18 protein-coding genes are annotated in these 16,193 nt (G+C 35.1%); 3 read left to right on the top strand and 15 right to left on the bottom strand.

Annotated features, from left to right (window positions below; translation table 11 throughout):
• Window positions 1–97: 97 nt before the first annotated feature.
• From LBQ60_16545 to LBQ60_16485, 13 genes are all read right to left on the bottom strand, one after another.
• A complete protein-coding gene (locus tag LBQ60_16545; GenBank protein ID MDR2039534.1) occupies window positions 98–406 on the bottom strand; it encodes a DUF1905 domain-containing protein in 309 nt (102 codons plus the stop codon).
• Window positions 403–939: a hypothetical protein gene (locus tag LBQ60_16540; GenBank protein ID MDR2039533.1), complete on the bottom strand. Its 537-nt coding sequence runs from the start codon at window positions 937–939 to the stop codon at window positions 403–405. Before LBQ60_16540 ends, LBQ60_16545 begins: the two co-directional genes overlap by 4 nt.
• 700 nt (window positions 940–1,639) lie before the next feature.
• On the bottom strand, window positions 1,640–2,443 hold the full coding sequence (locus LBQ60_16535; GenBank protein ID MDR2039532.1) for a class I SAM-dependent methyltransferase: 804 nt from the start codon (window positions 2,441–2,443) through the stop codon (window positions 1,640–1,642).
• A 101-nt stretch (window positions 2,444–2,544) separates the two neighbouring features.
• Window positions 2,545–3,411 (bottom strand): aminoglycoside phosphotransferase family protein, encoded by an 867-nt coding sequence (locus LBQ60_16530; GenBank protein ID MDR2039531.1) that lies wholly within the window; start codon window positions 3,409–3,411, stop codon window positions 2,545–2,547.
• 208 nt (window positions 3,412–3,619) lie between these two features.
• Window positions 3,620–4,216, bottom strand: coding sequence for a hypothetical protein (locus tag LBQ60_16525; GenBank protein MDR2039530.1), 597 nt, complete (start codon window positions 4,214–4,216; stop codon window positions 3,620–3,622).
• A 12-nt stretch (window positions 4,217–4,228) separates the two neighbouring features.
• Window positions 4,229–4,723 (bottom strand): RNA polymerase sigma factor, encoded by a 495-nt coding sequence (locus tag LBQ60_16520; protein MDR2039529.1) that lies wholly within the window; start codon window positions 4,721–4,723, stop codon window positions 4,229–4,231.
• A gap of 201 nt (window positions 4,724–4,924) precedes the next feature.
• Window positions 4,925–5,566 (bottom strand): hypothetical protein, encoded by a 642-nt coding sequence (locus LBQ60_16515; GenBank protein ID MDR2039528.1) that lies wholly within the window; start codon window positions 5,564–5,566, stop codon window positions 4,925–4,927.
• Between the two features lie 14 nt (window positions 5,567–5,580).
• Window positions 5,581–6,678, bottom strand: coding sequence for a DNA alkylation repair protein (locus LBQ60_16510; GenBank protein MDR2039527.1), 1,098 nt, complete (start codon window positions 6,676–6,678; stop codon window positions 5,581–5,583).
• Between the two features lie 54 nt (window positions 6,679–6,732).
• Complete coding sequence (locus LBQ60_16505; protein MDR2039526.1) at window positions 6,733–7,083, bottom strand: YciI family protein; 351 nt, start codon at window positions 7,081–7,083, stop codon at window positions 6,733–6,735.
• A gap of 48 nt (window positions 7,084–7,131) precedes the next feature.
• Window positions 7,132–8,613 carry a hypothetical protein gene (locus LBQ60_16500; GenBank protein ID MDR2039525.1) on the bottom strand — a complete coding sequence of 494 codons (1,482 nt, stop codon included), beginning with the start codon at window positions 8,611–8,613 and terminating at the stop codon, window positions 7,132–7,134.
• 346 nt (window positions 8,614–8,959) lie between these two features.
• Window positions 8,960–9,412 (bottom strand): GNAT family N-acetyltransferase, encoded by a 453-nt coding sequence (locus LBQ60_16495; GenBank protein ID MDR2039524.1) that lies wholly within the window; start codon window positions 9,410–9,412, stop codon window positions 8,960–8,962.
• Window positions 9,413–9,685: 273 nt separating this feature from the next.
• Window positions 9,686–11,002: a 1-acyl-sn-glycerol-3-phosphate acyltransferase gene (locus tag LBQ60_16490; protein MDR2039523.1), complete on the bottom strand. Its 1,317-nt coding sequence runs from the start codon at window positions 11,000–11,002 to the stop codon at window positions 9,686–9,688.
• Entirely contained in the window at window positions 10,986–11,915 is a 930-nt protein-coding gene (locus LBQ60_16485; GenBank protein ID MDR2039522.1) for a patatin-like phospholipase family protein, read from the bottom strand. The genes LBQ60_16490 and LBQ60_16485 overlap by 17 nt, the downstream gene beginning before the upstream one ends.
• A gap of 254 nt (window positions 11,916–12,169) precedes the next feature.
• Between LBQ60_16485 and LBQ60_16480 the strand changes: the two genes are divergently transcribed.
• Window positions 12,170–12,709: a hypothetical protein gene (locus tag LBQ60_16480; GenBank protein ID MDR2039521.1), complete on the top strand. Its 540-nt coding sequence runs from the start codon at window positions 12,170–12,172 to the stop codon at window positions 12,707–12,709.
• A gap of 20 nt (window positions 12,710–12,729) precedes the next feature.
• Here LBQ60_16480 and LBQ60_16475 read toward each other — a convergent pair whose 3' ends face one another.
• A complete protein-coding gene (locus LBQ60_16475) occupies window positions 12,730–13,374 on the bottom strand; it encodes a PorT family protein (GenBank protein MDR2039520.1) in 645 nt (214 codons plus the stop codon).
• 59 nt (window positions 13,375–13,433) lie between these two features.
• The gene (locus tag LBQ60_16470; protein ID MDR2039519.1) at window positions 13,434–14,882 is read right to left on the bottom strand and encodes a hypothetical protein; all 1,449 of its coding nucleotides are present in this window, start codon (window positions 14,880–14,882) and stop codon (window positions 13,434–13,436) included.
• 319 nt (window positions 14,883–15,201) lie between these two features.
• Here LBQ60_16470 and LBQ60_16465 point away from each other — a divergent pair, with 319 nt between their 5' ends.
• Window positions 15,202–15,396: a hypothetical protein gene (locus LBQ60_16465; GenBank protein MDR2039518.1), complete on the top strand. Its 195-nt coding sequence runs from the start codon at window positions 15,202–15,204 to the stop codon at window positions 15,394–15,396.
• Between the two features lie 218 nt (window positions 15,397–15,614).
• Window positions 15,615–16,193, top strand: a 579-nt coding sequence (locus tag LBQ60_16460) for an IS1595 family transposase (protein ID MDR2039517.1), incomplete at its 3' end; no start/stop codon positions are given.

The raw sequence follows: 16,193 nt of genomic DNA, 5'->3' as shown, positions 1-16,193 counted from the left end.
GTTTTTTCATTGTATCTCCAAACCTGCGGATTCAACAAAGTTAAACCGTTTATTAGCGTGTCCGTATATTTTTATCATTTGTTTCTGACAATTCCATTTACACCCAAATAATAATTTCCACCACTTTGTCAATTTCAAGTTTTGCCTTTTTCCTAATTTCTGCTTTGAGAGGAAGCAAGTAAGTATCATTTTTTGTATCAAACCATATTGCGGTTTTCCATTCGCTGTTGTCAATTTTTGCCGTTACTTTCATTCGTCCCCAGCCCTCTTCCAGGAATTTAAGATTGTCTCTTATCTCTTTTGCCAATTCTTTTGGAAGAGAAATAAAATACCAACCATGTATACCATCAGACGACGAATACCAAATTTTTGCTGAAAACTCATATTGTACTCCCTTACTTTTCATTTTGACAAAGCTATAAAATATCCCAGTATGCTTATTGAATTAATCAAAACAAACAGGATACTGGCAATAATGTTAACTGTCTTTTTTTCAAATTTGTAAAGCCCCCATAAGATACCGGAAAACAGGAATACCCATAAAAAGGCTACGGGATAAGCAATTAAATGTTCCATTAAAGAAAGCTTGGTGTAAATAAAACCATCAATAGAGCCTTGTGCTGCTGCAAATGTTGATAGTACCGACAAACCAAAAATCAAAAATCCCAACTTCAGAAAACCGTATTTTTCTATTGTGAATATTTTTCGGGCAGGCAATAATACTAATGCCATAATAACGCCGCGAATGATTTGCATACAGAGTCCTAGTGCACCGATTGAAGCGGTAGCTGGTCTCATAATCTGCGACAATGTCCCATTTAAAAACCAATCGGCACTAAACAACAGCATTGAAAACATGGTTGCTATGAAATAAGCAATGGAATGTGCCAGGATAACCCGCCATGCAAATTTTAAATTTTCTGTTTTATTTTCTACCATGTTTTTTCTACTTTTATGTACTTATTATTTATTTGACCCTCAGTTTCTTACCTCATTAATTTCGTCACATAGCCGTTCGCATGACTACCCACGTTAGGTGGTTTGGTATTCGGGCGGGACCGAAGTCGTACGAACCGAAATGCCACAACAAAATCCCGCGCCTGATGCCAACTGAACTTGCAAGTTCAACAAAGTTAAACTCTTGTTAGCAGCTACCAAAAAATCTTCAGCTACTGCTAATGATAATCTGACCATTACCTGATTCTTCAAGATTAGCAAAGAAAGTAATAAATGTCAAATATTTATCCTGAAATTCAGTTTCAAATTCAGCTTTCTCTTTGTCTGACTGCTTCTCTGTTTTTATAATCGGATTGAGCGTCTATCTGTTAAGTGGAATATCCATTTTGTAATTGTCAGGATAGGGCCGGGTAACTTTGTTTGTCAGCGATAGTTTAAACTTTAGATCTTTTTCCACCTCATCCCAATTATACTGAAACACAATTATTATGCTCTTGTTCCTGTCAATATAACTTTTTAGCTTTTCTTCAAATCCAGTAACAGAGTTTCTTTTTTGGTTGACAATATTGAGTTTTTGAAGGATAGACCGCTTCAAAGAATCTATGTCTGTATCAACTTTTATTTTTATAACTCTCCTATTCATTTATTACCATTCGCTCCCATCGATTTTATCTTCCATGTATTACTTCTTTTTACCTGTCAGGATGTAACTTAATGGGAATTTATCGTATTTTGCTTCCTGATTACTTGCCATTTCCAGATTGTATTCGTGAAACTCATTAATTTCTATACCGTTGTGAAGCATTGCATTTAGAATATCAGACATTTTGTGCATGAACCAAAAGCATTCTTTTGCTTCATACGAAACTTCGCCGACATAATCCATACCATCTTTATAGCTATACGGGCCCTTTTCAAAATACGAAACGGCAGAATTCAAATCCTGTTTTTCCGGATTAAAACCGTTTTCAAAAAAATAGGCAAAAGGGTGTATTTCAAATATCAGCAGATTTCCGTTTTGTTTTAAAAGTCTGCTAATAATGGAAAAATATTTTTTTAAATCGGGAAACCATTGGAGTGAGCCTTCTGAAATATAGATAAAATCAAAATAATTATTGTACTCATTGCCAATTTCCAATATGTTTGTACGCACAAATTTTACGTTTAATTTCGCTATCCGGGCAAGTTGTTCCGCTTCCAAAATGGCGGTATCGGAAATATCAAAACCTATTGCTTCTTTTGCACCGAACTTCATAAGCGACAACAATTCCCTGCCATTGTTACAAGGTATTTGCGAAATGGTTTTACCGGAAAAATCAATATTATTCAAATGATCAATTAAAACATCATCGCAACTTCTGTTTAACGTTGTAAAATCAGGATTTTCAAAACCGCTTTGCAAAGAATTTTTTCTTGCTTTTTGGTGATATTCCAATGCCTCATTCCAGGCAGCCCGGTTACTTTCAAAAATATTTATCTCATTCATGTTGTTTTATGCTTTTGATTTATACTCATTTGCCTGCGCGTTTGTTTTTCAGTTACATTGTCAGTGCATTTGTGTACGTATTGTCAAGTCGGTAAATATTGTCATTTTCCTGTATTTTTTAAAATATTATTCATTTTGTCGGCACATATTCTAATACCTTCTTTGTCTTTTCTGTCAATCAGGAACAACATTTCCATAAGCGGCAATAGTTGTCGTCTTGTTGCTATTTTTTCTCTTAATGTTTTATCGCCGCCATACGCTGATATTGCCGCTTCTAATATAATATCGTCTTCTAATCCGGAAAAGTCATATGACTTGTCGAGATTGCCTGCATCGCCAAAATCAATTACTCCAACTTCGAGATCAGCAGTTAACAAAATATTATTGTAACCCAGATCACCATGGCAAAATACCTGTTCTATGCCGAGAATCGCTGACTTTTGTGGTAAACCTGTTACAAGTTCTTCAATAGCGCTGAGTTCATTCTCATTAAAATGTTTTTTTAATGTACGTTTTCTTTGATAGAACGATTTTTGAAACCATTCAATTATATGGTCTTCGTTGTTTGGACTTTCGCCTTTATAGTCTATCGAGTGGAGCTTTTTTAGGAATGATCCTATTTGTATACCTATTTTTCTCTTTTGCGCTTCGTTTAATTTATTTATGTCTTTTGTTGTCATTGAATTTCCCTTCATACCATGGAAACCTATGTAGGCATTGTCTTCGCCCACCCAATGAATTAAAGGAACATTTACATTAAACACATGTTTTTTTATAAGTTTTAAAATGCTGATCTCATGTTCGAGTTCTTCCTGATATTTTTTGCTTTTTAGAAATTTAAAAACAAATTCGCCATTATCGACAATATAGACACGACTTGTCCAACCAATTTCGTTTAAAACGATGCGGTTTTCATCATTTATATTCGTCAGCTTTTTAACTATTGCCAGTTCTTTGCTTTTTTTCATTATGCAATTATACTATAATGTTTTTCTATCTTTTGGTATGTTCACTTTTTTCCGCCACTCTGTAAACTTCGTGTCAACACACTTTATCTCCTGCACTGACGCCACATTACATCTGCTCGGCATTAAAATGGACGAAATCTCACACCGCCTGACAAACCAATTGGGATGAATCGGAAATCGACATAGTGCTTTTTAGCACCCGTTTGTCTTATTGATATTTTTTCAATTCATCCATTTCCAAATCAATAGAATTAATTCTATCGCGAAAGTATAATTTATGTTTTAATCTACCCCAAAAATAGATTGCAATAACGAAAACTGCCAAAAAAACTATGATGACAGGAGATCCGTGTTTTATATCATTCCATAAGATCAAGATAATGGCACTTATAAAAATTGGAAAAAGCAGGTTTCTACGATTTTGTAATTTTACCATGAATTTTTTCACTGTTAAAACTCTCTCTTTTGTTTTAATTACAGGTTCAAAAGTTGGTTTAATTAGATTGATGAGCCTATAATATTTAACTGCTTGAACGAAACTATATATAAACATGCCGGTAACCAGGATAGTACCAATGAGTAAGTGTGAATTCTTTTCGTTATTAATAATCATAGGTATAATCACGAGTATAAAAATTGTAGGTGCTATAAGAATACCTATAATGCTTTGGAATTTCATTAACTGCAATCTAAACTCAGATTTTCTTGAAATCATTTGTATTAATATGTGTTTTTGTGTATTCTCAACGCTTTCAACACTTTTGTTAAATGCATTCCATGCCTTCTTTAAATCTTCATTTTCCATTTTTCTATGATTTTAATTATTAAACTTTTGTTTTAATTTTAGTTTAATTCGATTAATCCTCGTAGCGATATTTGTTTTGGTTATTCCCATTATTTCGGATATTTCATCGTGTGAATATTCATCCAGATACAATGTTATTATGGCTTTCTCAATGTCACTCAAATTGCCCAGTAATTCTTTAACCCTTTCTACACTCTCTTTTTTCTCGAAGTCTTCAATCTCCGGAATATCATAATGTAATTGAGAAAGTAAATCTATCTGAAGTCTGTTTTTTTCCTGTCTTAGCCTATATAGTGCCGTATTCAACGATACCCGGTAAATCCAGGTGCTTAATTTTGATTTACCCTCAAACTTTGAATATGATTTCCAAAGTTGTAATATTATTTCCTGGTATAAGTCATTAAAATCAGTTGAATTGTTTGTGTACAAATAACAAATCTTGTATATGATTTTTTGATGAGGGTTAATCTCAGAAACAAACTTATCTTGAACGGGTAGATCCATCATTTTTCCTTTTTATCATATTAGTTGCAGATTTTTTCAAAAAATCACAAATCAGTTTACTTTTATTGGAGCTGTTTCTTAAATTGCAGTTATCTATTGGCTGTTTGGCATTTGGGCGGGACTCCCTCGCACGAAATTCATATTATTCACTGTCCCTGTATTACGTCAACCTAGATTGCGAGTTCAATAAAGTTAAACTTTTTGTCAGGCATTACTATTTCCCTTCCATTTCAACTGATTCAGGTAATCCTGTTCTGACGGTTCTTTATATCGTTCTTTAAATTCATCCAACCATTCGTCGAATAGTGCTTTTTCGCATGGCTGATAATATTTATCCAAAAGGAGCATGTCAAAATCGAAGCTAAAATCACTTTCATGTATTAAATCAAATAAGTCGGATGTAGGATAATTAATGTTGTCCTTATCCTGGAGCATTCCTTCTTTTAAAACCGGATATATTTCATTTACTGATCTATCCGCTAACAGGTAACAGTCTGCACAGAAAAACTTGAAACTATATACTTCCGGAAATTGATCTATAAGTTGTTTGTATATTTCCGATTTTAGAGAAAAATCATCTTTTCCTAATCCCAGATACTCGCTTCCGGGTCCGGCCATCAGGGATCTGTTAATCATAGAAACAGTATCCGGGTAAAGTTCTTTTTGAGAAAATATAAATTCTTTGAATCCGGAAATAATTTCGGATGCTGTTTTGCCTGACAATACAATTTTTCGTAAGCGTTTAGCCTGCTCCGAACTATTTCCCAATCCCAATTTTCCTAAATAGTATTCCATTACCATTCTTCCGGATATTAACTTTTTTACTGTGCTTTTGTCTGTTGACACTTAAAGATAAATGATCAACCCACTTTTAATTCAAAATCCAGTTTTCCGCGTTCCATGCCGTTGACAATAAGGGTAATCGAATGAATGCCCGGATAATGTTTTCTGACACTCACATCCGCAAAAGAATGTTTTTTTGTGTATGGTTTCTTTTCATTTTCTTTTAATGAAACTTCTGATATTTTGAATATTTTCCTGTTTTTTTTCCCGTTGGCTTTCACATAATCGATTCCATATTCCAGTCTCACTTTTGTAGCTTCCTTTGTTGAGACCACAAATGAAAAAGTAATATCTTCACCAATCAGAACAGATGTTGCCCCTAAAGCAAAGCCCTGAATATCCACGGAAGTAATATCGTCATATCCGAAAATGGCGAGCACATCACGATTCCCCTTTTTAAGCATGGTCCTGCAACCATGTTTTACAACCCAATCGGTGTGTTCGTTTTTACCGTACCATTCCTTTGCTAGCTTTACGACCAGATCCGGATGTGTTTTGGAAATGTCATTCAGGTTATTGGCAACGCTTTTTCGTACAGTCATCGACGGATCGTTTTTAAGTTGCTCCAGTATTGGCAGGATAGGAGCAGGGTCTTTTTTAAAACTCGTCAGCGCCTGTCCCCAAGGTAACTGGGGACGACAGCCCTCACTGGCAAGTCTTCTGACAAGCTCATCTTCATCTTTGGACCAGGCGTACATCTGTGCCATCATACGATCTTCATGCCTAATGATGAAGGATCGTACAGCCAATTCCGAAGATGCATACCGGGTATACCTCGCCAGGGCGGACATAGAGACATCCCAATTCTCTTCACCCTGTCCGTATATCTCAACAAAGACCGGGAAGAAGCCAACAAAGCCATCCAGCCAGGTGCCATAGTTCATTACCACCCGGTCGATAATACCAATCGCTGTTTTATAATCTGCCGGTAAGTATTTTCCCAGGTTCATACTTATTCGTATAATCCTGTCTTTCAGTTCTATATTTTCCCATGTTTCGTCCATTGTTGATTTTAAGAATTCGTCTACCTGGAATGTGCTATAAGCTGATTGAATGTCCAGGGCGAGTTCGCGGAGCGATTTGTGATTGTATATATTTTTAATTAAATCTGGCATGTGTTTCTCTTTTAATTTAACGGGCGTAATCTGATCTTACGGATCATAATGGGATTAAAAATAATTCTCAAGAAGATAATTATTGCCGGCATTCGCTTCTTCTATTTCGTAAATAAAATAATTTTTATAACACCTGTTGATAATGAACGGATCCTTTTTCACATAGCCCTCAGCTTCTTCAAATGTTTTCGCATTCAGTATAAACATTCCTTCTTCACGGCCTTTAAGCGGGCCACACAGGAAAAGAATTCCCTTTGAATCCAGATCCCTTATGTGGTCGACATGCTTTTTTGTTAATTCATTTGATAACTCTGGTGTAAAAGTATCTTCATAGTTTACGTCCTGATAAAGTATCAGGAACTTAGACATTTTTTGGTTTTCCATGTTGTTCTTTCCTTTTTCCATTTCAATTAATTTTATGGTTTTTCAAAGGATTAACATTTAGTTTAATTTCTATTTTCCATTCAAAAGTTCCAGATAATTTTTGACGAAATAAACCCAGTTATCCAATTTATCATATAGTTGCTCTGTCGCAGGAAACGGAATAATAATATCCGGAGCAATACCAATATTGTCAATAGGATTTTCGGGTAAACGTTTTGAACGTGTCATAGGACAATAGATTTGATAATTATTCGATGGAAGGGTAGTGGGAGTAATATTTGAATAATCCAAAATTCCTGCTGTATTGCAGTTGCCAAATAAAATGACCTTATCGCTTTTTTGTGCAGACAATAAAAACTGTTCTGCAGAAGAAGCATTTCCTTCATTAATGATAATCCCAACATTTCGGGGCATGGGATAAATCGTATCTCTTTCAATCATCTTATTATTGTTTACGTTATATGGATGAGTAACGAAACCGCCCACATTTTTTTTCATGGCTTCAATCAAAGCTTGTGTCCATTTTAGACCTTCTTCACCATTACGAATTTCCCTATTTTTGATTCCTTCTTCAAAAATACTAATGTTTCCTTTTGTTGCATACCATTCTACACCTTTTGATTCGTATGGCTTTGTATAGATTATCCTAGCAAGCTCCTGATAATAATTATCTTGTCCACCTCCATTATATCTGATATCTACTATTAAATTTGGGCGGAACATAATTTCATTCCAATGTTGTTTTACAAATTCATTACCTGTATTATTATAAAAACTTGGTATTCTCAAATAAAATGTGCTATCACTCAAATACATCGCAACGGGGTAGATATTTCTTCCATTTGGAAATACGGGTACATAAGAATACAAAATAGCTTTATCTAAAATATCGGAATCAGATCTGCGAATAAATCTCGTATCATTGTGAATTTCAATTATTTTCCCATCTAAATGTAATGATGCTTTCGTTTTATATGGCTCTTTATCTTTGATTAACGAGTAATTGATTATATCAAAGACTGTGTCATTGACGGATTCAAACTCATATATAATTTGTCCGCTTTTCCACCCCTGATTATTTACAACGATGCCTACATATTTCTGCCCATCTTTGGTAACAACAAACGTTTGCCTGAATCCTTTCCAAACTCCTTCTATTCTTTTTGTATTTTTTGTCGCTTGTTGCAAACTATCAACATTTATATACAGATTTTTTCCATACGTTGAAATATTCATAATTTCAGGCTGTTGATTGTTTCCTTTCCATATACGGTTGACTCGAAGATGACGGTCTTTGAAAAAATCCGTATATTCATTTAAGTAATATCCACAACTGTCAGGATACTTGGTTATTTTCTGTCTGATCTCTTTTTCTAAAAGCAAGAGTAGTGAACGATTTTCATTCGTGACTTTTTCGTTGTATCCCGGATAATCAGCTTGAATTTTCTTGACTAAAAAATCAAAATCTTTCAAGCAGTCTGCCGTTTGAGACAAAGCAAACTTATTGACTAAAACAACAATAAGCAAAATTAAAGTTACATTTATTTTCATACAGCTTCATTTATTATAAGTTTATTACTACCACTCTTTCAAGGCAGATGCCCAACCCTTAAATATATGTAATCAGATATAAATATATCAATCCATTATAAGTGAAAAAACAATCCGGACAACTATTTTACGCATTTTATAAAATTAATAACCACTCCTTCAAAGATAGTTATTCTTATAAATGAAACTCCTATGCTCTGCACGATTCCTTGTTTATTTTCCACGTGATGCAATCGTGCGGAAATGGAGGCTAGTTGTCAAATTCTACTGAAATAGGCGAAGTATAAAAATATTGAGGAGAATAGCTTGAAGAGTATGTTCTGTTATTTATCACATCCTTATTGTTTCATTGTCCGGATACATTCACTTTTAAGTAAATCATATCTTTCAATTGCTTTCCATTTTCAAATATTTCATGGTCGTAATTATCTACAAAAAAGTCTTTTACTGTATGAGAATAAACAAATCCGAATTTTTTGTAAAATGACAAAATATTATCGTCATCGCCTGTGCCAACCAATAATGTATCACATTTATCCTTATAGTTTTCAATGATATATTTTATCATTGAACTTCCGTATCCTTTTCCCTGTTCTTTTTCGTAAGTTGCAATATTCTTGATTTCGCAGGTGTTTTCATCTTCCTGTGTTACAACACAAACCGTTTTTAAGTCAGTGTCATATAAGACAAATAATTCCCCTCTATCTAAATATTTGCGAATCATACTTTCCTGCTCATCGCCCAATAACAGTAGGTCCATAAACTGCTCCTTATCTTCCGTTATCTTTTTAATTTCCATATATCGGTATTATTTGTTTTTCGTTAAACTTACTTTCATTTCAAGACTGGCACTTCTGTTGGTTGTCACTAACAATTGGAGGCTTGGCGACAGGCCTAATGATACTCCTTTCAAACCACTATAAAATTACAAAATTGTACGTACTTTTCAAATAACCACTTTAACCCGCCTGATGCCAACCGAGCTCGAGAATTCAACGAAGTTAAATTGCTTGTGTCGGCATTCTAGCTTCTATTTTAAGTCGTTTTATGCTCCCAATCGGGTTTTACGAATTTAATCCCGTACCAACTGTTCAACATAGTTCAAGATCTCCGAAGTATCCCTGTTTTTTACAAAGATATTTTTTAGCCGTTCCCTTACAAAACGGAAACACCATGTGTAACGCGACATTAATAAAAGCGAAAGCGGGAGCGACAATATAAAGGCAATAACTATCCAAAAAGAAGGAACGATGAGGAAGCATGCAATTGTCTCCAATATGAAAAAAACAGGAAACAACAGCACGGTCAGGCCAAAGGCGAGAGATGCCTGAAAACCTGTGCCTTTTGATTTCCATGAGAAAAATTTCGTCAATAAATACGGTATCCCGTTTACTAAAACACCGTATAAAAACAATGGAAAAGTAAGTGTCAGACAACAGATTGAGATCAATAAATTTCTGTCCGTCCTGTTTCCGGACTCGCTTGTCCGGGCTGCTAAAACGATATCATTACAGTTGTCTGCCCACTTTTTGCAGCATTTATCTAACCCTGGCAATAGTACCGAACCGTTATCTTCAGCTTTTTGCAAAAGAGCGACGATTTGTTGCCGCGCTGCCAGACGGTTGGTTTCATTCTCCTCCAGACCCATTTTATCAAGCATTCTGGAATTATAGAGGTAGGACGCTATATAAAAACAGTCGTAATATTCTTTTGTGCCGATATTCAGCATCAACGATGCCATTCGTTTGGAAAGTTCGTCGCGCAGCTGATTTTGGGCTACTGCAGGATTTTCTGAATATGAGTCATAATACTCAACAACATCGATTGCTTTTCCGTAATTCACAATTAAATGGCTACCGCTGTGGTCGTAATTACCATAGTCGATACCCACAGGTACAATCTTTACCGATTCTGCATCCTTTAACCGTTCCTGTGCAGCAAAGGCGATGCGGAATATCCCTTTTACCAGGGGACGGAGCGTTCTGGTTTCTTCCTGTCCGCCTTCGGGCATCAGGCAAAAGAAGTTTTTATCCAACAGCATGCGGATGGCATGCTCAAAGGAATTTTCATTTTTTTTCAGGTTTCCATACCCTTCCCTCATTCGGTATGCCGGAATGATATTCAGTGACCGCAAAATTTTATCTATTGCCTTTTTCCTGAACAAGTCGGAACGGGCCATAAACACAATCGGTTTGGGCAACGACGAAAGAAGCGACATGGCGTCCATCAATGCATTTTGATGATTGGGGGCAAATATTACGGATGCATCTTCCGGAACATTTTCTTTTCCGTTGATCTCGATGGTACGGAACCAGCGCCGGAAAATAAAAGTGGCATATATATGCAGGATATTGTAAAAAGTGGCCTTTTGATCAGTCTTCTTTCTCATTTTCGTTGATATCAGTGGTTGATAGCGCATCGGTAAAAGCCCTGACACCTTCTTTTATCAGTTTGTCTCCCAGATGAAAATCCATTGTTCTGACAAAATCACGCCTGATGTTTACCAACACGTCGGGCTTGTAAGCATTGACTGTTTCGTGGATGATCTGCTCCTGCATCAGGTCGATACTCTGAGACAGGACACTGATGACATTCGGAACTTCGAGTTGTGGCTCTATGTCGTTACGTTTCAACCAATCTGAAGATATTACGTTCTTTGTATTTTTATAAAATCCGAAATATTTGGTGTTGATAAGAGGTTCATTCTTTTTCATGCGGAATGGATTGGTTTTAAGCTTTGCACACAAATTAACGGCAATAACGATTTCGTCGTCGCTATTCTTTTTTACGATTGAGAGCGGCACCGGGTTTACAATTCCGCCGTCTATCAGCAGTTTATCGCCGTCTATCAATGGTGTAAAGATCGTCGGGATGCCGATAGACGCCCTTATTGCCTTGTACAGATTTCCTGTTTCGTAGTGCACTTCTTTCCTGTTCGATAAATCGGTGGCAACTGCCGTAAAGGGAATATCCAGTTCTTCGATATTGTATGTGCCGATAAGATCTTCGATTACCTGCAATATTTTTTTGCCTTTCATCAACCCTGCGCTCGATAATGTGAAATCCATCAGCGATAAAACGTCTTTTTTCCTTAACGTCAACAGCCACTCGGTAAACTGGTCCAATTTTCCCGTGCAATAAATTCCACCCACAACCGCGCCCATCGAGCAACCTGAAACACTGACAATTTCGCAGTTCAGGCGTTTCAATTCGTTTATTACTCCAATGTGGGCGATACCTCTTGCTCCTCCGCTACCCAAAACCAGGTGTACTTTGGCATTTTCTATGTTTTTAGCCGGCATACTTCATTTTTTGATTTTATATCACTTCCTCAAAGATAATTATTCCTGAATAAAAGGAATCTTATTATTGACAGGAAAACCATTCTTTTAAAAAATGAAACTCCTATGGTCTGCACGATTCCGTAGTGTGGCTTGTTTATTTTCCACACGATGCAATCGCGCGGTTTCCTTCTACAGAATTTCTACAACTTTATTATTTAAACTTGTATCATAGTTTTTTATGTTATTCATTTTTATTTAAAAAATAAAGATCGATGAAAAAGATATTTTTTGTATTCATTTTATTTATATCCGTTTCATTCTTACACGCACAGGACATACAATCAGATTTTTCCGATAAAAATGAAACGGGAAAAGCATTAAATCTGTCAGCGGAACAGATCACAAAAATCAAAAAGCTGAATAGGGATGTAGGCCCAAAATTCGAAGCCATCGGTAGGAGCAATATCCCGGGATATGAAAAGGGACAGAAAAAACGTGCCTTGGCATTGGAGCATAAAACCGCCATCAGACAGATTTTAACCGAAAACCAGATTAAAACATGGGAAAGCCATTACGGAAACATGGACGATGGGGAAGGATTGCGTGATATCATTAAAGACGATTATGACATCCGGTTAAAGTTATTGGAACAGAACTATGAAAAGGACATAAAAATGATCGAAAAAAGTCCGTTGTCCGAAGATGAAATGAAGCTGAAACTAAAAGCTTTGAAAGCGGATTACAAGAACGAAAAGGAGCGTTTGAAAAAAGAACGCGATACCGCAGTAGAGTCCGGTATATTAAGCAAGTAGACTCCGGACACCAGTAATCTTCATAATCTAAAGCCAATTATCAAATTTAAAATTACTGTCTTATCATTTATTTTACACCCTAAGTTCTCTGGTAGTTGTGTTGGAATATCAGTTATTTTATGAAAATTCAGGTAATAATCAGCTCGAAGCCCAATTTGAATTTTTGATAAATCATATTTAAGTCCTCCGCCCAAAATCAGCCCTATGCTATATTTCTTTAAGGCATCCATTTCATTTAGTCCATCAAATACTTCATCATAGTTTATCAAGTAATCAAATCGAGGACCAAAACTGATAAAAGGAGATATGTTATTCTTAATCGGATACTTTATATCCAATACTGTATTTATTGTGATGTAATCCAATTTTGCATTGATTGTTTTTTTTAAAAAATCTCCGGATTCATTTCTTAAAGAGTGTGTTTCTTTACCACCCTTTTGTATAAATCCTAAATTACTCGACAGATTGAAATATTTCTTTTCAAAATAATCCATGCCTGCAAAGATTGAATAGCCTACCAATGTTTCATTGAAAAGTGCAAATGCAGAATTACCAATTACCCAATCGAGTTTTGAAAATGTTGTTCCTGTTTGGATTTTCACTACTTGTCCAAAAGTAAGATTTGATAGAAATAATCCCAATACTAATAGTTTTAGATTTTTCATGACATTTGTTGTTTCATTATTAATTGGAGTAAACCGCCTCGTTGTGTGTCAGGCATTGTTTAATTATCATTCAAAATCGCATTCATTGCAGGGTCTATTCCGTTCAAATAATCATCAAAGTTGTATTCCACCTTGATATTAGGGGTTATTGTATTCAAATTTTCCGTTGCGTAGCGAAAATATTTGGTTGAATATTGAATGATTATACCAGAATTGGGAAGTTTAAATGATTCTACCTGTCCATAATGATTGGGCATTGCTCCGGTTTCTTCGCCAATTGTTATGGCTTCGGTTTGATTTATGAAATTCATCGTATTGATCATTGCCGAAGAAAAAGTATTGCGTCCTATGATTACGTATAGAACTCCTTTTTTATTAAGCATTTCATTCTTTTTTAGCAGTTGTATGAAATTATCCCCTATATCCGAACTTCCGCCACCATTTAAACGCATGTCAAATACAAAACGTTTTACAGGTTTTTCATTGGCAACTGAAAAAATTTTCTCGGTCAAATCCTTGAATGAAGGTATGCGTTCCAATTCACGTTCCAACTCCGTTTCCGATATACCCAATGCAGAAAGGACGTATTCTTTGCCGTATTCAGCAATCGCATCAGTAATCACGTCTTTTGACATGCAGACATTATACTGTACGTAATAAATTCCATTGTCAAAGTAACAGTCCCAAAAGAATTTATCGGGATTTTGCCTGAATAAGGGCGTTTCTTTTGTTATTAAGTCAATCAAATTGTCCGTCTTTTCGCCAATAACAAAATTTTCCTGTAATTTTTTCCCGTTAATATCTGTGAATGAGATAAGTATAGATGATGAATTGCTTTGAATAAATCCAAAATAGGATAAAACTTGAGTATCGGATATAATTCCGGGTACATTATGTTTAATCCAAGAATTATTATCGCAAGTTATCAGTGTGGCTAAACTATCAGTAATTTCAGGGGTTGGATGATTTTCTATTCCTTCCAGCCGACTACCCAACAAATGTTCGTACCTCTTCGTGGTGGACAGGACATATATCCCGTCATCAAACCAGTAAAACTGTAACGGCAAACGTTTATTATCGTCCAATAATTGTCGATATCTTACGATTGTGTGAGAGTCTCCTGCTTTTGCGATAATCTTCTGAAGAGAAAGGGCAATATCAACATCATTCATTTCATCAATTTTCAGTGATAAGGCATCTAACTCCGTCTCAAATTTTTTCTGTTCAAGTTGAAAGAAAAAGTTTACATGTTTTTTGGGCAACTCGTTTTTTAGAAAGGCAACGTCTTCTTTCCATTTGGATTGAGCACTGCAAACTAATGCGAATGACAAAAATAAGACAATGAAACAGTTTATTTTTATCGGAAAGTGACTTTTTAAAATACTACAACTTTTCATAGAACTACATTTATTACCATCTATATTACAATTACTGACAACTATGTCATTTTTTGCGAATTTGTCCACCGCTCTGTCCACCGCTTGAACACAACTTTTAAATATATGCAATCAAATGTGTTAATTGTAAATACATCAATCTATTATAAATAATAAAAATGATCCGGATATTTATTTTACGCATTCCATAAAATTGATGATCACCCCTTCAAAGATAATTATTATTTCAATTTTATTTTCCATACGATAAATTGTACGAGAACGCAAGGACCATTCCTCATCGTTTTTCTACAGAATTTCACTTTGGTTTTGTATCGTCATCATCTTGAATGCGGGACTTATCCCATAACCGGGTCAAAATGCAATATGCATTATTTGCGCAAAGACGAATAAAAATAGGTGACTATATACATCTTAACAGTAAAAAGAAATGAAAATATATACAGCAAAATATGTTACTCGTTTAGAGTTTAAAGAAAAGTGTCCTAGTAGAGAAAGTGGTTATGAGATTTTATCTTATATATATAAAGACAAAGAACTAGAAAATGAACTTGATAGAATTTACAATTCTTCATTAGAAGAATTAAAAAAAGAACATTTAGAAGGACTTTGTATTGGTGATTGATCAAGACCTCCTAGTGCAACTAGTTTTTGACATTTTAGACAAAAAGCAAAATCATTTGGTAACAATATTGCTTTTTGAATTCCACATTTATCACATTTTATTTCTATTGCTTTCATAAAGTTGAATTTTAATTTCCGTAAATATACCACTTATTTTTATTCAAAAACATTTGTTTTTTAGAAATATAATCATTATATTTAGGTAAATATTAGATTGTTATGGTAGATATAAAATCCTTCAATTCATTATTAGATCTTTTAGATGCACTTCCTGATGAACGTTCATGTATTGAGTATTTAGAAAATCTTCGTTGGAAAGATGGTGTTGTATCACCATTTGACCGTACATCTAAAGTGTATAAATTGAGTAACCATAAGTATATGTGTAAGAACACCCAAAATAAATTCAATGTAAAGACATCAACCATATTTGAGAACACCAAACTTCCTCTAAGAAAATGGTTCACCGCCATATGGTTGATACTTTCCAATAAGAAAGGTATTTCATCACTGCAACTAGCAAAGAATATAAACGTGACCCAAAAAACGGCATGGTTATTACTTCAAAAGATACGTTTCTGTATGGATTGCAAAAACACAAATAGGTTAAGTGTTGAGGTTGAGGCAGATGAGACGTATATTGGTGGCAAAAGCAAGAACCGCCATGCAAATAAGAAAGTTAAAGGTTCTCAAGGTCGTTCTTCTAAATGCAAGACACCAGTACTGGGAATGGTACAAAGAAAGGGTGATGTTGTGGCGATGGTTGTTAAGAACACATCTATGGCGGAACTGACACCT

Source organism: Bacteroidales bacterium, assembly GCA_031275285.1.
Taxonomy (GTDB): Bacteria; Bacteroidota; Bacteroidia; order Bacteroidales; family UBA4181; genus JAIRLS01.
Note: the sequence above shows the minus strand (reverse complement) of the source record. Positions and strands in the feature narration are given on the sequence as shown.

Coding starts and splice junctions, on each gene's coding strand:
- LBQ60_16545 (MDR2039534.1), bottom strand. CDS start 406: ATGAAAAGTAAGGGAGTACAATATGAGTTTTCAGCAAAAATTTGGTAT.
- LBQ60_16540 (MDR2039533.1), bottom strand. CDS start 939: ATGGTAGAAAATAAAACAGAAAATTTAAAATTTGCATGGCGGGTTATC.
- LBQ60_16535 (MDR2039532.1), bottom strand. CDS start 2,443: ATGAATGAGATAAATATTTTTGAAAGTAACCGGGCTGCCTGGAATGAG.
- LBQ60_16530 (MDR2039531.1), bottom strand. CDS start 3,411: ATGAAAAAAAGCAAAGAACTGGCAATAGTTAAAAAGCTGACGAATATA.
- LBQ60_16525 (MDR2039530.1), bottom strand. CDS start 4,216: ATGGAAAATGAAGATTTAAAGAAGGCATGGAATGCATTTAACAAAAGT.
- LBQ60_16520 (MDR2039529.1), bottom strand. CDS start 4,723: ATGATGGATCTACCCGTTCAAGATAAGTTTGTTTCTGAGATTAACCCT.
- LBQ60_16510 (MDR2039527.1), bottom strand. CDS start 6,678: ATGCCAGATTTAATTAAAAATATATACAATCACAAATCGCTCCGCGAA.
- LBQ60_16505 (MDR2039526.1), bottom strand. CDS start 7,083: ATGGAAAAAGGAAAGAACAACATGGAAAACCAAAAAATGTCTAAGTTC.
- LBQ60_16500 (MDR2039525.1), bottom strand. CDS start 8,613: ATGAAAATAAATGTAACTTTAATTTTGCTTATTGTTGTTTTAGTCAAT.
- LBQ60_16495 (MDR2039524.1), bottom strand. CDS start 9,412: ATGGAAATTAAAAAGATAACGGAAGATAAGGAGCAGTTTATGGACCTA.
- LBQ60_16490 (MDR2039523.1), bottom strand. CDS start 11,002: ATGAGAAAGAAGACTGATCAAAAGGCCACTTTTTACAATATCCTGCAT.
- LBQ60_16485 (MDR2039522.1), bottom strand. CDS start 11,915: ATGCCGGCTAAAAACATAGAAAATGCCAAAGTACACCTGGTTTTGGGT.
- LBQ60_16480 (MDR2039521.1), top strand. CDS start 12,170: ATGAAAAAGATATTTTTTGTATTCATTTTATTTATATCCGTTTCATTC.
- LBQ60_16475 (MDR2039520.1), bottom strand. CDS start 13,374: ATGAAAAATCTAAAACTATTAGTATTGGGATTATTTCTATCAAATCTT.
- LBQ60_16465 (MDR2039518.1), top strand. CDS start 15,202: ATGAAAATATATACAGCAAAATATGTTACTCGTTTAGAGTTTAAAGAA.